The following is a 16,046-nucleotide window of genomic DNA, read 5'->3' on the forward strand; positions in this document are numbered from 1 at the left end:
GCAATACCCACCCATCAAAAACTCACCGCCAAACCCATACCAAATCCAGATACATTAGGGCCAAACATATAGCGCGCCACCAAACGAGTGCGGGTGACGATGATTGAATAAGCGCTCGAATCCAACTCCAAGCCCAAGCCCACTGTAGATAAATAATCGAACCCCAGTACGCCCGCTTGATCACCGTAATAACGGGAGTGCGAGGCCTCCAACACATAGCGCAAGGGGCGTTGCAACAAACTTACCCCCGTTGGTGCTCGATAACGCGCCCACACATTCGCCGTTTGCGAATCCGCACTGCCAGAAACCAAATCATCTGATTTAAAAGTCTGTAAATGCATTGCCGAGAATCGAAATTCAACATCAACCTCATACTCGGGTTTGACCAACTCATAATCAAACATCAAAGCGCCGCCCAAGCCATACATATTCATCGAGCCGTCTTGAAAAAAGTTTAAATCGGTATCTGCTTTTTGATTGACCCACCAATTAGCAACCCGCAAATCACTCACCACTTTGCCCAAAGAAAAATCAAAAATGGGTCGCACTACCCAGTTTTCTGACAACGGGAAATCCCAACCGATACCGCCAGTGCCCGTCACCGCAGTCCACTTCAGCGGAATATCGCGCGTCTCGGTGCCATTACTGGCGACAAAGGTCGGATCAAAGCGGCTGTAAGCGATTGCCCCTTCTAAATACAAAGGAATAGTGTCACTAATCACGTCACCACCACCGAGTTGCGACATCACCAGACTTTTATCCTCACTACCCGACTGTTGAATCGACAAATTACTCGAAGCCAAATCTAAAATCGTCGAATACGACATCACCGCCAACACGGCATCCGCATTTTTTTTCACACTTTGCCGATCTTTCAAACTAAAGCTTTTACTTTCAGCAGCATGAACAAGCTGCAGCACAGAGAGAACAAGCAAACCCAAGCCCCATTTCGCCCCCAACATCTTGCCTCTCCACTAAATAAAAGCGCAGCATAACACCAAGGAATTACGAGACTAAAACGCTCACTGATGCGCCATACAAAATGCCAACAGATTAAGAAACGCCAATTGACTCCGTCAGAATTTGACCATCATCAAAAACACAGCATTGTGTGCAGCAAACAAAAACAAAACACCATATATTGTGTTTATTCATGATTCGCAATACAGCTTTTAAATCGACCGACTAGTAAAAACATAGGGCAGCAATCAATGTATCTTGCCCAAATCGTTTAAAGCAAATAAGCCAAGCGCTATACCCTGTAATGAGCCAATTGGGGCGAGCGTACTTTGCTCGCCCACTTTTTGTTTTGAGCTATGTTGAAGGTTATTTGCGTCAGACGAACAAAGTTGCCCAGCAAGAATTTACTATTAATTGACACACCAATAACTCGCCAAGGGAAGCCCACCACCATGCTCAAAGTGATTAAACGCGACGGCGCCAAAGCCGCTTATGACAGCGCCAAAATTTATGAAGCCTGCCGCCGCGCCGCCACTGCCGCCCGCTACCCTGAGCCTGAGTTATTAGCCGAACAAATCACCAATTTTGTTGAAGAGGAATGCCGTCGCCTCAATGAAGCCGACCTGTTCAATAAAACCCCCTCCGTGCTTGATATTCCAACCATTCAACAACTCGTCGAAGACGCTTTAATGCAGGAATACCCAGAAGTTGCGCGTATCTATATACAGTATCGTTTCGAGCGCGACCGAATCCGCGCGCAAGGCTCTGAGCTGCACGCCAAGTTGATGGGCTTGGTCAACAAAACCGATATCGATGCAACCACTGAAAACGCCAATAAAGACGCCAACGTATTCCCCGTGATGCGCGATTTGATGGCAGGGATTGTGTCTAAACAGTTCGCCAGCACCTTTTTACCCAAAGACATTCTCGAAGCACACAATAGCGGCGACATTCATTTTCACGACCTCGATTACTCGCCCTTCCTACCATTCACTAACTGCTGCCTCGTTGATTTAAAAGGCATGCTGCGTGATGGCTTTAGGCTTGGGAACGCCAAAATCGAAAGCCCCAAATCGGTCGGGGTCGCTTGCGCCGTCACTGCACAAATCATCGCCCAAGTGGCCAGCCATCAATACGGCGGCACGACGATTCCGAATATCGACCAAACGCTTGCGCCGTATGTGCTCAAATCGTACGAAAAAAATCTCGCTGTGGCGCATGAATACGGCATCGTTGAACCAGAACGCTACGCGATTGAGCGCACTGAAAAAGAAGCCTACGATGGCATTCAAGCCTGCGAGTACGAAATCAACACGCTATTTAGCTCGAACGGCCAACAGCCATTTGTGACGTTCTCGTTTGGCATGGGTACCAGCTGGGCGGAACGCATCATTCAGCAATCGATTTTACGAGTGCGAATTAAAGGCTTAGGCAAAGAAGGCACCACGCCGGTGTTCCCGAAACTGGTGTTTTTTATCGATGAAGGCATCAATCTCAAACCAACTGATCCGAATTACGACATCAAACAGCTCGCACTCGAATGCACATCCAAACGCATGTACCCCGACATCATCTCGGCCAAGCTCAACCGCCAAATTACCGGTGCCAGCGTGCCCGTATCGCCAATGGGCTGCCGCAGCTTTTTATCCACTTGGCATGATGAAAATGGCGTGGAGCAACTCGACGGACGTAACAATCTGGGCGTTGTCAGCCTCAATCTACCGCGCATCGCGATTCAAGCGCAGGGAGATCAAGCACGCTTTCATGAAATACTCCAAGAACGCCTTTCAGTTTGCTTTCGCGCGCTGTATTTGCGCATTCAACGCCTCGAAGGCGTCAAAGCGAATGTCGCACCGATTTTGTATATGGAAGGCGCGTTTGGTATTCGGCTGAAGGCTGACGACGACATCATCAGCATTTTTAAAAACGACCGCGCCTCGATTTCGCTCGGTTACATCGGCCTGCACGAAGTCGGCATATTAATGTTTGGCCAGCACCCAGCACAAAACGCCGCCGCGCGCGAGTTCTTGCATACCGTGATCGAAACGATGAGCGCAACCACCAAACGCTGGAAAGCCGAAACGGGATTTGGCTTTTCGCTGTACTCAACACCGAGCGAATCGCTCTGCCATCGTTTCTGCAAACTCGACCAAGCACAATTTGGCACGATTGCCGAAGTAACTGACAAGGGCTACTACACCAACTCTTTCCACTTGGACGTGCTGCGCAAAGTCAATCCATTTGAAAAAATAGATTTCGAAACGGGTTACGCTGAACTCGCCAGCGGTGGGCATATTACTTATGTCGAATTGCCCAATATGAAGCACAACTTATTAGCCTTAGAGCGCATTTGGGACTATGCCGTCACAAAAGTGCCGTATTTCGGCACAAATACGCCAGTTGACGCCTGTGGCGCTTGTGGATTCATGGGCGAGACACTGGCGACTGCTGAAGGTTTCACTTGCCCCGACTGCGGCAATAGCGACAGCGCGACCTTATCAGTCACCCGCCGCGTCTGCGGCTACCTCGGTAGCCCGAATGCGCGGCCTTTTAATGCCGGCAAACAAAAAGAAGTGATGCGCCGGGTGAAACACGCAGCTTAGGATTTATCCCCTCCCCCTTGACGGGGGAGGGCTAGGGTGGGGGTGAAACTACGGAGTGCCGTGATAGTTCATCACCCCCATCCCAGCTTTCCCCCGTCAAGGGGGAAGGAGCTAAAGCAATGTATATTAATCAAGCAACTAATAAACAAAGCCCACAACAGCATACCCATGAATTATGACCGCTACTACACCCACGACCTTGTCAACGGCGAAGGTATTCGAGTGACGCTTTTTGTCACTGGCTGCGCCCACGCCTGTGCAGGCTGCTACAACGAATCAACGTGGGATAGAAAATCAGGCTTACCTTTTACGGCACAAATTCAACAAGAATTGTTAGACGCCTGCGAAAATCACGACGGCCTCAGCCTCTCCGGCGGCGACCCCCTCCACCCAGCCAACCGCGACGCCATCCTCAAGCTCTGTAAAGCCTTCAACCAGCGTTATCCAAACAAGAATATTTGGCTGTGGACGGGATATGTTTATTCAGAAATTGCGGAACTAGAAATATTAAAGTATGTGGATGTGTTAATAGACGGTAAATATGAGAAAGATCAGCCAACTAGCCTGCCATGGCGCGGCTCTGAGAATCAACGGCTAATGCCAATCCAACAGATCGGTGCGCCATTAATAGAGTGAATATTAAAAGCCAATACCTTCAAATCATAATGATTACACCGGCCGAGGACATAAAAAATAACCCAGCAAGTACAAAGCCTCATCACTAAGCGGGCCAACAATCAACGTAGCAACTGACGATTTACGTCACATCCCCGACTAAATTAGGCAACACTAATACTCTTACCACCCACTCTTCTCCATAACCACCTAATCAGCCGTTAGTCAGCTTCTTTCTTTATCCATCGTTCAAAATCAGGCAAATCAGCACGATACTACGACTGCAAGATAGTGCAATAAGCAGCTGGCATTAAATCTGCTAACTGTATACCTAGCTAAACCCAAATCAGTGAGCACATCATGAAAATCAATGGATTCACCCTGATCGAATTGATGATCGTTGTTGCCATTATTGGGATTTTGGCGAGCATTGCAATTCCACAATATGATGAAATCACCAAAAAGGCTGAGAATAAATCAGCGCAAAGTGATGCAAGAAATTTTCTTACCGCAGCAACAGTAAGCAACGACAATTAGCTGGCATGATTCATGCTTAACTCAACACCAGACGTATAGAGCAACCTATCCAACAGGAGCAACAAAATGAAAAAGCTACAAAAAGGTTTTACATTGATTGAACTTATGATTGTAGTAGCAATTATTGGTATTTTGGCTGCAATTGCTATTCCACAATTTTCGGAATACACCAAGAAAGGCGAGAATAAAGCCGCCCAGTCCGACGCTCGTAATTTTCTAACTGGCGCAGTTGCCAATTCAAACAATTAAGCATAAATAGGTGAAAAACATGAATAAAATGATTAAAACAGGCTTACTTGCTGGTGCGGCATTGGTAGCTCTTTCTGGCCAAGTTCTAGCGACTGACGCATGCACTGGCACAGGTGGTGATGCAACAATTTCGGCTGGCTCATTCATTGTTAATGGCTTTACGCTTAAATGCTCTAAAAATGTAGTATTGGGTTACACCGAATCTACAAACACAAAAGTTGGTGTTTGCGCAGCCTCACAAAAAGGCAATCGCAAATTCGGCGGTACAAGTGAAGGTGGTGCAGTAGCAGATTTAGGTGCCCACACACAAGGTACAGCCACGACGATCACGAGTGGTGCTGGCAACGGATGCTCTTAATTTAATTGTTCAGCAAAAAGAACTTTCAAACCCCAAATTTTTTTTGGGGTTTTTTAATTTAAGAAAAATAATTAAATGCCAAACACTGTGACCAAACCAAGCGTTAAGAAAATACAACTTCAAGTTCTTAGTGGAGGGTGTTTAATTTGGCTAATAATTACAGCTCTGATGCCCAGCCTAACACCATCAGGACTTGACTCAATACTCCATCTGGCGACAAACGGTAACTGGCTATTGACAGATGAGATTCAATATTCAATTAGTATCGTTTTCATATTAGCGCTCACCCATCAAATATTGCCATATTCCCAATGGCCATGGCAATTTTTCATATTCTGGTTACCATATGGAATATGGGCAAGTTTTTCAGTAATCTGGTCTATTTACTCAGGCTATAGCATGCATGAGTCAGTTCATGAAGTATGGCTACCTATCTCAATTTTTTTATTTTCATTTGTTATAACAAAAGAAAGAGTATTCACACTAAGTCAAATATACTCCGCATTGTTATGCATTACACTTGCCGGAGCCTTAGCTGTAGTAGTTACAAATGAAACAACTCCCGGCAGTACTCGACATTATTTTGATAAAGTACTATTCGGAAACTGGCTTAGCTACACATTAGCTTTCGCAATGATTGGCAGCATTCCATTTTTAAAGTCACAACAAAATATAAATTCAGCTATTTACTTATTGATTTGCAGTATTATTCTAGGCGCAACTCTTGGGTCTAGAATGTTTTGGCTATCAGCAATTCCTATTTGGCTATTTATTACCTACATAACAAAGAATCAGCTTTTAAAAAATAGAAATAGAGCAACATTCTGGGTAATTATTTTTATAATTATTTGCGCAATGTACATCTTCACTGCGGCACCAAAAAAATCGAATGAACTCTCAAACCTTCCGCAACAATGGACTTGGCTAAGCACATTATTCAATAATGAACGCTATGCAATGTGGAACGCTTGGTTTAACGCATCTCAATCGAACTGGATAACAGGAACTGGACTCGGCTGGGAACTCCCAGGCATGGCTTACAGTCAACATCTTCCCGACTGGATGAGCAATACCATGATGGCATCACATGGGCACAATTTATTTCTCAATGTTTATTTACAACTGGGCTTAATTGGATTTTTTCTATACTCACTTTTTTTTGCCTTAATGCAACTTCATGCACATAGAACACCAGAAACGGCTGAAAGTATACAGAATGGATTCATGTTAATGCTCTTAATTTTGATTGGTAAAAATTTTAGCGATGATGGAATGAGGGATCAGAATATCAGCTATTACTTCTCTCTTATTGGATTTATATTCGGCCACAATAACCAAGCACAAATAAAAAACTAAAAGTCAAAATACAATGACAAATTTAAAATTTTACCAGCAGTTAATTGAGAGTGGAAAAGCGCAACAAGCCATTTCATCCATAGAAAAAAATATTAAAAAACAGCCAAAATCAGACTCTTTGTGGGTGCTGCTAGGTGCCGCACATCAAACAGAGGACAACCTTGAAAAGGCTGAGAGAGCCTTCAAGATGGCACTCCAAATTAATCCTCGCAACATAGACGCAAAAATCAATCTAGCAACTATTTATGTTGAACAGTTCCAACTTGTTGATGCGAAAAAGCTAATTTTAGAACTTGAGAAATTAGCCAAAAACCTGCCTTTAATCTGGCGACTAAAAAGCCGTATTTTTATGATTGAGGAGAACTACAAAGAGTCGTTTGCCACGACAAAAATAGCGATTAGATTGGAACCAGACAATATTGAATACTGGTATGAACTCGTAAGTAGCGCAATCAATGGCAATTTAGATGCCCATATCGTTTATGCATTTACAACAGCATCAAAATCAATTTCTAAAAAATCTGAATTCATTAGTCTACAAGCTCTAATTTTTGCGAGACTACACCTTATTCCATTTGAAGATGCGTTTCAATATACACTTTGGCAGCCAAAGTCAGAGGATGAATTACTTCGAAGAACAATGGTTCAAAGCAGCCTACTTCTATGGGCAGGAGCCTTTGCTGATGCAGCCGAACTTTTAGAGATATTAATACCTCAATATACCAATTTAATTGAATGCCGCGCCTTACTAGGCATCGCTCAATTAGCAACAAAAAATTGGAAAGACGGATGGAAAAATTACGCACACCGCTCACAGAAAAAGACTCTAATAAATTCACTTAAAATACCAGTCTGGACTGGAGAGAGCTTGAGTGGTAAGCGGTTACTTATCCACGGTGAACAGGGTGCTGGAGATGTCATTCAATTCATTCGATATATTAAATGTATTGAACAAACAGCGCTAAAAGTTAGCTTTAACTGTTCACCAGATATGTTGCCACTTTTCGGCAAGGATGCAATTAATGAAGCCAATCAAAATACAACTTTTGAAGCGGATACAATATTTGACTTCCAAACACGTTTGTTAGATCTTCCTCAATGGGTCAAATTTGAGGATACTCAACCCACCCCCTATATACAGATAGACATGTCTTGCAAAAAAAAGTGGGCTGCAATTTTAGGAAACAAAGAAAATATTCGAATTGGCATTGTATGGGCAGGTAATCCAAACCATGCTGGTGATTTTGAAAGATCAGCAGCATTGCTAGATTTTGAGTCTCTTTTTACGACAAGTGGGATTAGCTGGTACAGCCTACAAAAAGGAGTAGCGGCACAAAATGAGTTGAACGATTTACTAAATACTTTTCCAATAGTTGATTTAAGCTCACACATTTACGACTTCTCTGATACTGCTGCAATAATATCTGAGCTTGATTTATTATTAACAGTCGACACCTCAGTTGCTCACCTTGCAGGCGCACTTAATACTCCAACATGGGTGTTACTTAGCTCTTTTAGTCCAGATTGGCGATGGGACACAGAGCAAAACTCATCCGATTGGTACCCATCAATTCAGACATTCAGGAAGAAAGAAATTTCATGGCAAAATTTTATAAGCTCAGAAATTAAAAATAAGCTTAAAGAATTTTTTCATTTAACCCCAAAAATAGATCTCAAACAAGCAACAAACTCTTACTTAAACAGCACTCTTGAGAATTTTGAATTGCTCAAAAACATGAAGAGTTTGACCACTGATGAGATTTTAAAAGCTTTAAATGAAATTTTATCAACTCATAAGAGACACCTTGAATCACTCTTACTTAGGGCGCATATTCTCATTCAACAGCAACAATTTGAGCATGCACTCTTAGATATATGTGCTGCATGTCGTTGGCATCCAGACAACTCAAATGCAAAGATGCTTATGGCTGACTGGCTACAATTATTTGAAAAAAACTGGATGCTCAACAAAGAGAGCTTAACTTTAACTCTATTGGATATCGAGTAATACTTATGAGTCCTGTATTTATTTTTAACAAAATGACTGTAATCTCTGGAATTAGAAGCAAAGCATTTTGGTTGATTTTATTTATAACAGTCCTTCTCTTTAGCGCTGCTTTTTTATCAGGATCATTTTCATCTAGACAGCCCCTTGTTGTTAGTTTAGATGTTGGTTACACAGCAGCAAGAATAGGATTGCTTTTTTTAGCGCTAGTTTGGACTCAAGAATTACTACAAAAAGATCTTGATAAAAAAACTGTGCACTGGGCTGTTGCATATCCATGCTCTAGAGCAAGCTATTTATTAGGAAAATTACTTGGGATTTCCGCATTACTTTTAATGTCTACAATTATTTTTTCTCTACCACTTTGGTGGATTGCCAACTATGCTAGCTGGGGATATGAAGCCTCAAGTTTGCCTTATATAGGCCTATCTTACCCAATAAGCATGTTTGGACTATGGCTAGAGTCGATGATAATTTTAGCTTTTACAGCTTGTATGATTACAATTAGTACCACACCTTTTTTAGCTATTGCTATAGGACTTTTATTTTCACTAGCTGGACGTGGACTTGGCGCTGTTCTCGATTTTTTATTATTTAGCCCTTATGCTGATGCTAGTTTTAAAGCAAAATTTTTACCTATAGCTAATACTCTCCGCTGGTTCTTACCTGATTTATCAGCTTTAGACTGGAGACAAGCAACACTTTATGGACATTGGCAAGGTCTATATCCTGGAGCTGCTATTTGTATGGCATTGGGCTATATATTAATATTTACTGCACTTTCCATGATTATATTCAACAAAAGAGCGCTCAATTGAATATCGATCAACTTATTCTAGCTATTAAACGTTATCACCATTTTTTGGACTGATATTGCGATGCAAAAAAAAGAGTTAATTTATACATTAATAATTATAGTAGTGGGATTGACTTTGCATACCATAGGCAGCTTTACACTAAATAATAATCGAAAAGCAAAATCACATAACGATGACCTTGCGGTAGCGGCACCCGTGCCTATTCAATTATTTATTGCGGGAGGGGATCGTTACTTAGCCTCAAATATTAATATTTTTCGCACATTTATGCTAGACAATCCCTACCCAACCCCTGAAACAATTTCAACACAAGCTAAATTACAAAGTACCGCAAGTTTCTTTAATCCAGCACATGAAGACAATTACTACTTAGCTGCAGCAACAATTAGTTGGCAAAATGAAATCCCTACAGCTCAACAGATTTTATATGCAGCAATGACTAGTCGACCTCAAGATATTTACCCTGGTTTTTTCTATGCATTCAACAAAAAATATTTCGAGCATGATATTGCTGGGGCAATAAAGACTCTTAATCAAGTAGCTCTTCGCGCAGATAAAAACAACTATCAAGCTTTAATGGTTATGGCTGCAAGATGGGCGGACCAAAGTAATGATAGCATTGAAGCAATTAATATACTGCAAGCAATGATTAAACAAACCAATGAACCAGCATTAAAGGAATTTCTAGAACAAAGGGTTACACGGCTAAAGGGGCTACTTTCTTTACAAACTGCCGCACACCAATATGCCAAACAAACAGGTCTAGTACTAACCCAGCTTGATTCACTAGTTCAATCGGGTATCATTAATCAAATTCCAGTAGACCCTATAGGGCAAGGTTATGGCCTGAGTCCAGATGGGAAACCAATATTACTTTCGGCGAAGACTAATTAAATTATGGCTGCAATTGAACTTATAAATTTAAGTAAATCTTACACTAGTCAATGGGGTAAAAAATCGATAGCCCTCAATGATTTGAATTTAAAAATAGAAGATGGAGAAGCGTTTGGATTTATAGGAGCAAATGGAGCAGGAAAAAGCACTACAATTAAAATAATTATGGGGTTACTCAAAGCAAGTTCAGGGACAGCATTACTATATAATCAAGATGTCAAAACTCCAACAGCTCGAAATGGGATAGCTTATGTACCTGAGAATCCTTTGCTCTACGATTATCTAACTCCGCTTGAAATTTTAAAAGCAGGAGCGCAACTCCATAGACTTAAGACAAATGATTTACATCGGCATTGCCTGAGTTGGCTAGAACGTTTTGATTTATTACACGTAGCTAAGAAGCAATTACGAAGTTTCTCTAAAGGAATGATGCAGCGAACGGCCTTGGCACATGCGTTCACAATACAACCTAAGCTAATGATACTTGATGAACCATTTTCAGGATTAGATCCTTTAGGAAGAAAACTTGTACTTGATATTCTTGCTGAGTATAGGCAACAAGGAGGTACATTATTTTTCTCCTCACATATTCTATATGACGTAGAACGACTTGCAGATCGGTATGCGTTAATTAATAAGGGCAAACTAGAAACAGTTCATAAGCCTAGCGAGTTATTAAATAATGAAACAACTGTTTTAATTACTAGCTCTGGTGAGATGCATGCTATGGGAATGGAATCTCAAGGTCTAAATCGCTGGAAAGCAGAAGTAAGTAGAGCGAATTTATGGAGTTTAATTGAGCAGCTAAAACAATCAGGACATCAGATTCATGAAATACGCTCTATATCAACTTTAGAGCAAACTTTTATCGCTTCTATAGAAGCCCAAAAAGCCAGCTATACGACAAGTCAAAAATCAGCCTAGCGTAACTTAATATCAATACTAAAATATAAAATAACATGACCACACATCAATAGTTTTACTCATTATTAATTACCGGCATATAATTTAAAGGAATAATTTGTGCAAAAAATATTGTTTTTATTCATAATGTGTTTTACAACTTACTCCTTCGCCGCCCGTATTCTCCCCGAAGGCGTATTTACAACGTTGGACTCATACACTCCACCGGTCATTCGCTTAGATGGCAAGGATTTTCAAACTTCGGCTGCTTTTCAGATTCGAGATGCTCAAAACCGATTGATTGCTCCGCAACGCGTACCGACTGATGTGCCGGTTTGGATACAGGTTGAGCCAAGTCGGCAGGATTTGATTTGGCGTGCTTGGATTTTGTCGCCGGAGGAAGTGGAATATCTCAAGTCAATCGGCCGTATCAAAGAGCCTCGATCCAGCTTCTTTGGTTTAGAATGCTTGTTTGTTCAATGCTGAGTGCTGAAAAATTTGCCGCTCGTTTGCTGCATGTATTTCGATCGAATGCGTTTTGTCGGCCAATGGATGGCGCTCTTCGCAACCACAGGCAGGAAACACTATTTTGACCGAATTGCAGTTGCCTCCAAAAATCTTGCTTGCACGCTGTCATCACTGATCACAGCGTGCAAATATGCCACCATGACCGCTGCTCAAAGATTCCTTAGCAATCTGAACTCTATTAATTATCAAGCGACAGCATTTAATAATCAGTGAGCTTTTTGCGCCACGATTCCCCATGACGCGCTGCAATATTTTTGGCAATCACCGATAGTCAAATCAAGAAAACACTCCACCATTCAGCAAGCTACTGTTTTTAGTAACAAATTCCTCAGTTAATCAGCTCCGCTCAGGCCGTGATTTGCGTTAAAATCCAGCTCAATGATTTAATCTCTGCCATCCGCACGATACAACGCAACGCCGCTCTTCATCGTCTTTCATGGGTATACCTACCAATGCATTACAAATTATTGCGGCCAAGCATATACATCCAGTTTTTTGAAAAGAAGTTACGCAATGAGCAAAAAAGTATTTATTAAAACCTTCGGCTGCCAGATGAACGAATACGATTCGGACAAAATGGTCGACGTGTTACACGCCTCCGAAGGCTTGGTGAAAACCGATAACGTCGAAGAAGCCGATGTGATTTTGTTTAACACCTGTAGCGTGCGCGAAAAAGCGCAAGAGAAAGTGTTTTCTGATCTAGGTCGAATTAAAGACTTAAAAATCGCCAATCCAAATCTGGTGATTGGTGTCGGCGGCTGCGTTGCTTCGCAAGAAGGTGATGCCATCGTCAAGCGTGCGCCGTATGTAGATATTGTGTTTGGTCCGCAAACTTTGCATCGTTTGCCTGAGTTGATTGCCGCCAAACGTAAATCCGGGATTAGCCAAGTTGATATTTCTTTCCCAGAAATCGAAAAATTCGACCACCTGCCGCCTGCTCGCGTTGAAGGCGGCGCGGCATATGTATCGATCATGGAAGGCTGTTCGAAATATTGCAGTTTCTGCGTTGTGCCTTATACACGCGGTGAAGAAGTATCGCGCCCGTTTGAAGACATCCTGACCGAAGTCGCACATTTAGCGCAGCAAGGCGTGAAAGAGCTGCATTTGCTCGGCCAAAATGTGAACGCCTATCGCGGCGTGATTTTAGATGGCTCTGATGAAGGCGAAACCGCCGATTTAGCCACGCTGCTTGAATACGTGCACGAAATTCCTGGCATCGAGCGCATTCGGTACACCACCAGCCACCCCAAAGAAATGACGGCGCGGATTATTGATTGCTACCGCACGCTGCCTAAGCTTTGCTCGCAATTGCATTTGCCAGTACAAGCCGGTTCGGATCGCGTGTTGGTGAATATGAAACGCGGCTACACCACGCTGGAATATAAATCAGTCATTCGCAAACTACGCGAAGCGCGCCCTGATTTGTGTTTCTCGAGTGACTTTATCGTTGGCTTCCCTGGCGAAACCGAAGAAGACTTCGAGCGCACAATGAAGCTCATCGAAGACGTGGGCTTTGATACCAGCTACAGCTTTGTGTACAGCCGTCGCCCAGGTACGCCAGCCGCCGATTTGCCTGATGATGTGCCAGAGGAAGTTAAACTCGCTCGCCTGCAACGGATGCAGAAACGTCTAGAGCAACAAGCCGAAGCGATTAATTTGGCCATGGTCGGCAGTGTGCAGCGTGTGATGGTTGAGCGTTTTGCCAAAAAAGACAAAACCGAGCTTGCTGGTCGTACCGACAATAACCGCATCGTGAATTTTGAAGGCAATCCACGCTTGATGAATCAATTTGTGCACGTCAAAATCACCGATGCGTTCCCACGCAGCTTGCGTGGCGAGATTGTGACGCAAGAAATCTAATCGCAAACGAGGATTGTTGTGCATACCGAATCCATCAGTTTCACCCCCATCGACAACACACGCCTCGATAATCTGTGCGGCGCGTTGGATGACAATCTGCGCCAAATCGAAGTGGCGCTCGACGTGACGATTGCGCGGCGTAATGAGGTTTTCAAAGTCACAGGGGCGATCAAAGCAGCACGCAAAGCGCTCGATGCTCTGGAAATATTTTACGACGATGCAGACGAGCCGCTGGATATCGATACGGTGCAATTGGGTTTGATTGAAATTTTGCGCAACCCAAATGAGCTGATTATTGATCCGACCGTGCCGCAACTGCGCACCAAACGCGGTGATTTGCGTGGCCGCACGCCGGGGCAAAATACCTACATCAAAATGATTGCCGAACATGATGTGACATTTGGTATTGGCCCCGCCGGAACAGGCAAGACGTATCTGGCTGTAGCCAGCGCAGTTGATGCGCTAGAGCGAGATACTGTGCAACGTCTCGTTTTAGTTCGCCCAGCAGTTGAGGCTGGAGAAAAGCTCGGTTTCTTGCCCGGCGATTTGGTGCAAAAAGTCGACCCGTATTTACGGCCACTGTACGACGCGCTGTATGATTTACTGGGCGTAGAAAAAGTCACCAAGCTATTTGAAAAACAAATCATCGAGATCGCACCACTCGCGTTTATGCGTGGCCGTACTTTGAGCCACAGCTTTATCATTTTGGACGAAGCGCAAAACACCACGCCCGAACAAATGAAGATGTTCTTGACGCGGATTGGTTTTGGTAGCAAAGCCGTGATTACCGGCGATGCAACGCAAGTTGATTTGCCTAAACATCAAAAATCAGGCCTGACCGACGCGCAAGAAGTGCTGCAAGGCGTGCGCGGCATTGGTGTGCATCACTTCACCGCTGCCGACGTCGTACGCCACCCGCTAGTGCAAAAGATCGTCACCGCTTACGAAAAAACCGCGGCGCAACGTGCCGCACAAGAAGCCGCGCGCGAAGAACAACGCCGCGCCATCAAAGGTCTCGCCTCATGAGTCGCAATATCCAACTCGCCATCCAAAACGAAAGTGTAGCCAGCCCAATCCCGCGTAAAAGCCTACTCAAAAAATGGTTTCGCGCGGCACTGTCCGAGCAATTTACACAGGCAGAAATCACGCTGCGCTTTGTCGATGCTGAGGAAGGCCAAATCTTAAATCGCGATTATCGCCAAAAAGACTACGCCACCAATGTACTGACGTTTACTTTTGACGATGATTTGCCGCAAGGCGCGCCATTGATGGGTGATTTAGTCTTGTGTGGCTCAGTGATTGAGCGCGAAGCAATTACGCAAAACAAACCTTTGTTGGCGCATTATTGCCACATGATTGTGCACGGCACGCTGCATTTACAAGGTTTTGACCACATTGATGAGGCCGAAGCCGAAGCGATGGAGTCGTTAGAAACACAAATTGTCACGAAGCTGGGTTATGATGACCCTTATCTGAGTGAAAAGGAGTAGTTTGAATTATGGACGACGTTCCGTCCCCGAGTCATAAACCTAGCCTGCTAGAAAGACTGACTCACTTCCTGTTACGGGAGCCGGAAAACCGCGGCGAACTGGTTGAAATTCTACATTCGGCGTTCGAGCGCCAACTTCTCGATGCCGATGCGCTCGGTATGATCGAAGGCGTGCTCAATGTCGGCGATATGCAAGTGCGCGATGTGATGGTGCCGCGCTCGCAAATGGATGTCATCGACATCAACGATTCCCCCGCCGAATTTATCCCCTATGTCATTGAAACAGCTCACTCACGGTTTCCAGTGATTGATGGCAGCAAAGATCATGTGCTGGGCGTTTTGCTAGCCAAAGATTTGCTGCGCTACTACGCAAATGACAGCGAATTCAATGTGCGCGATATGCTGCGCCCTGCCGTCTATATTCCCGAAGCCAAACGTCTGAATGTCTTGCTCAAAGACTTTCGTAATAATCGCAATCACATGGCGATTGTCGTCGATGAATACGGCGGTGTTGCGGGCTTGGTGACGATTGAAGACGTGATGGAACAAATCGTCGGCGACATCGAAGATGAATACGATGAGGATGAAGACGAAGACAATATGGTGCAAGATCGTAAAGGTCACTGGCGCGTCAAAGGTGTCACTGAAATTAGCGATCTGAACGAAACTATCGGCAGCCACTTCCCTACCGATGAGTTTGACACCTTAGCCGGCGTGATGATGGATTGCTTTGGCCACGTACCGAAACGCGGCGAAAGTGTCGACTGCTATGGCTATCGCTGCCTAATTCTGCGCGCCGATAGCCGCCGCGTGCATTCCATTTTGCTCGAAAAAATCACAGACAATCACGAGGCTTAGTGCCTTGCTGGCG

Annotated in this window: 15 protein-coding genes and 1 pseudogene; 15 read left to right on the forward strand and 1 reads right to left on the reverse strand. The window is 43.9% G+C overall.

Features of this window, described 5'->3' with window-relative positions; all coding sequences use genetic code 11:
- Window positions 1-14 precede the first annotated feature (14 nt).
- Window positions 15-962: a hypothetical protein gene (locus tag K4H28_RS10930; protein ID WP_221005230.1), complete on the reverse strand. Its 948-nt coding sequence runs from the start codon at window positions 960-962 to the stop codon at window positions 15-17.
- 450 nt (window positions 963-1,412) lie between these two features.
- Here K4H28_RS10930 and nrdD point away from each other — a divergent pair, with 450 nt between their 5' ends.
- The 15 genes and pseudogenes from nrdD to K4H28_RS11005 all read left to right on the forward strand — a co-directional run bounded on the left by nrdD (window position 1,413) and on the right by K4H28_RS11005 (window position 16,033).
- Complete coding sequence (gene nrdD, locus K4H28_RS10935) at window positions 1,413-3,563, forward strand: anaerobic ribonucleoside-triphosphate reductase (protein WP_221005231.1); 2,151 nt, start codon at window positions 1,413-1,415, stop codon at window positions 3,561-3,563.
- Window positions 3,564-3,731: 168 nt separating this feature from the next.
- Window positions 3,732-4,199 (forward strand): anaerobic ribonucleoside-triphosphate reductase activating protein, encoded by a 468-nt coding sequence (gene nrdG / locus K4H28_RS10940; protein ID WP_221005232.1) that lies wholly within the window; start codon window positions 3,732-3,734, stop codon window positions 4,197-4,199.
- Between the two features lie 339 nt (window positions 4,200-4,538).
- Window positions 4,539-4,715 carry a type IV pilin protein gene (locus K4H28_RS16945; protein WP_221005233.1) on the forward strand — a complete coding sequence of 59 codons (177 nt, stop codon included), beginning with the start codon at window positions 4,539-4,541 and terminating at the stop codon, window positions 4,713-4,715.
- Between the two features lie 66 nt (window positions 4,716-4,781).
- Window positions 4,782-4,869 (forward strand): annotated as a pseudogene (locus tag K4H28_RS16765) (prepilin-type N-terminal cleavage/methylation domain-containing protein); the annotation flags it as partial.
- A 114-nt stretch (window positions 4,870-4,983) separates the two neighbouring features.
- The gene (locus tag K4H28_RS10955) at window positions 4,984-5,322 is read left to right on the forward strand and encodes a hypothetical protein (protein ID WP_221005235.1); all 339 of its coding nucleotides are present in this window, start codon (window positions 4,984-4,986) and stop codon (window positions 5,320-5,322) included.
- Between the two features lie 75 nt (window positions 5,323-5,397).
- Window positions 5,398-6,678 (forward strand): O-antigen ligase family protein, encoded by a 1,281-nt coding sequence (locus K4H28_RS10960; RefSeq protein ID WP_221005236.1) that lies wholly within the window; start codon window positions 5,398-5,400, stop codon window positions 6,676-6,678.
- 13 nt (window positions 6,679-6,691) lie between these two features.
- Entirely contained in the window at window positions 6,692-8,686 is a 1,995-nt protein-coding gene (locus tag K4H28_RS10965; RefSeq protein WP_221005237.1) for a tetratricopeptide repeat protein, read from the forward strand.
- Between the two features lie 5 nt (window positions 8,687-8,691).
- Window positions 8,692-9,501 (forward strand): ABC transporter permease, encoded by an 810-nt coding sequence (locus tag K4H28_RS10970; protein ID WP_221005238.1) that lies wholly within the window; start codon window positions 8,692-8,694, stop codon window positions 9,499-9,501.
- A 60-nt stretch (window positions 9,502-9,561) separates the two neighbouring features.
- The gene (locus K4H28_RS10975; protein WP_221005239.1) at window positions 9,562-10,395 is read left to right on the forward strand and encodes a tetratricopeptide repeat protein; all 834 of its coding nucleotides are present in this window, start codon (window positions 9,562-9,564) and stop codon (window positions 10,393-10,395) included.
- A gap of 3 nt (window positions 10,396-10,398) precedes the next feature.
- Window positions 10,399-11,319, forward strand: a complete 921-nt coding sequence (locus K4H28_RS10980; protein WP_221005240.1) for an ABC transporter ATP-binding protein — start codon at window positions 10,399-10,401, stop codon at window positions 11,317-11,319.
- Window positions 11,320-11,418: 99 nt separating this feature from the next.
- The gene (locus tag K4H28_RS10985) at window positions 11,419-11,784 is read left to right on the forward strand and encodes a hypothetical protein (RefSeq protein ID WP_221005241.1); all 366 of its coding nucleotides are present in this window, start codon (window positions 11,419-11,421) and stop codon (window positions 11,782-11,784) included.
- 555 nt (window positions 11,785-12,339) lie between these two features.
- Window positions 12,340-13,686, forward strand: coding sequence for a tRNA (N6-isopentenyl adenosine(37)-C2)-methylthiotransferase MiaB (gene miaB, locus K4H28_RS10990; RefSeq protein WP_221005242.1), 1,347 nt, complete (start codon window positions 12,340-12,342; stop codon window positions 13,684-13,686).
- A gap of 18 nt (window positions 13,687-13,704) precedes the next feature.
- The gene (locus K4H28_RS10995; RefSeq protein WP_221005243.1) at window positions 13,705-14,712 is read left to right on the forward strand and encodes a PhoH family protein; all 1,008 of its coding nucleotides are present in this window, start codon (window positions 13,705-13,707) and stop codon (window positions 14,710-14,712) included.
- Window positions 14,709-15,176, forward strand: coding sequence for an rRNA maturation RNase YbeY (ybeY, locus tag K4H28_RS11000; RefSeq protein ID WP_221005244.1), 468 nt, complete (start codon window positions 14,709-14,711; stop codon window positions 15,174-15,176). Before K4H28_RS10995 ends, ybeY begins: the two co-directional genes overlap by 4 nt.
- Before the next feature lie 8 nt (window positions 15,177-15,184).
- Complete coding sequence (locus tag K4H28_RS11005; protein WP_221005245.1) at window positions 15,185-16,033, forward strand: CorC family transporter; 849 nt, start codon at window positions 15,185-15,187, stop codon at window positions 16,031-16,033.
- The last annotated feature ends 13 nt before the right edge of the window (window positions 16,034-16,046 follow it).

The organism is Deefgea tanakiae, assembly GCF_019665765.1.
GTDB classification, from domain to species: Bacteria; Pseudomonadota; Gammaproteobacteria; order Burkholderiales; family Chitinibacteraceae; genus Deefgea; species Deefgea tanakiae.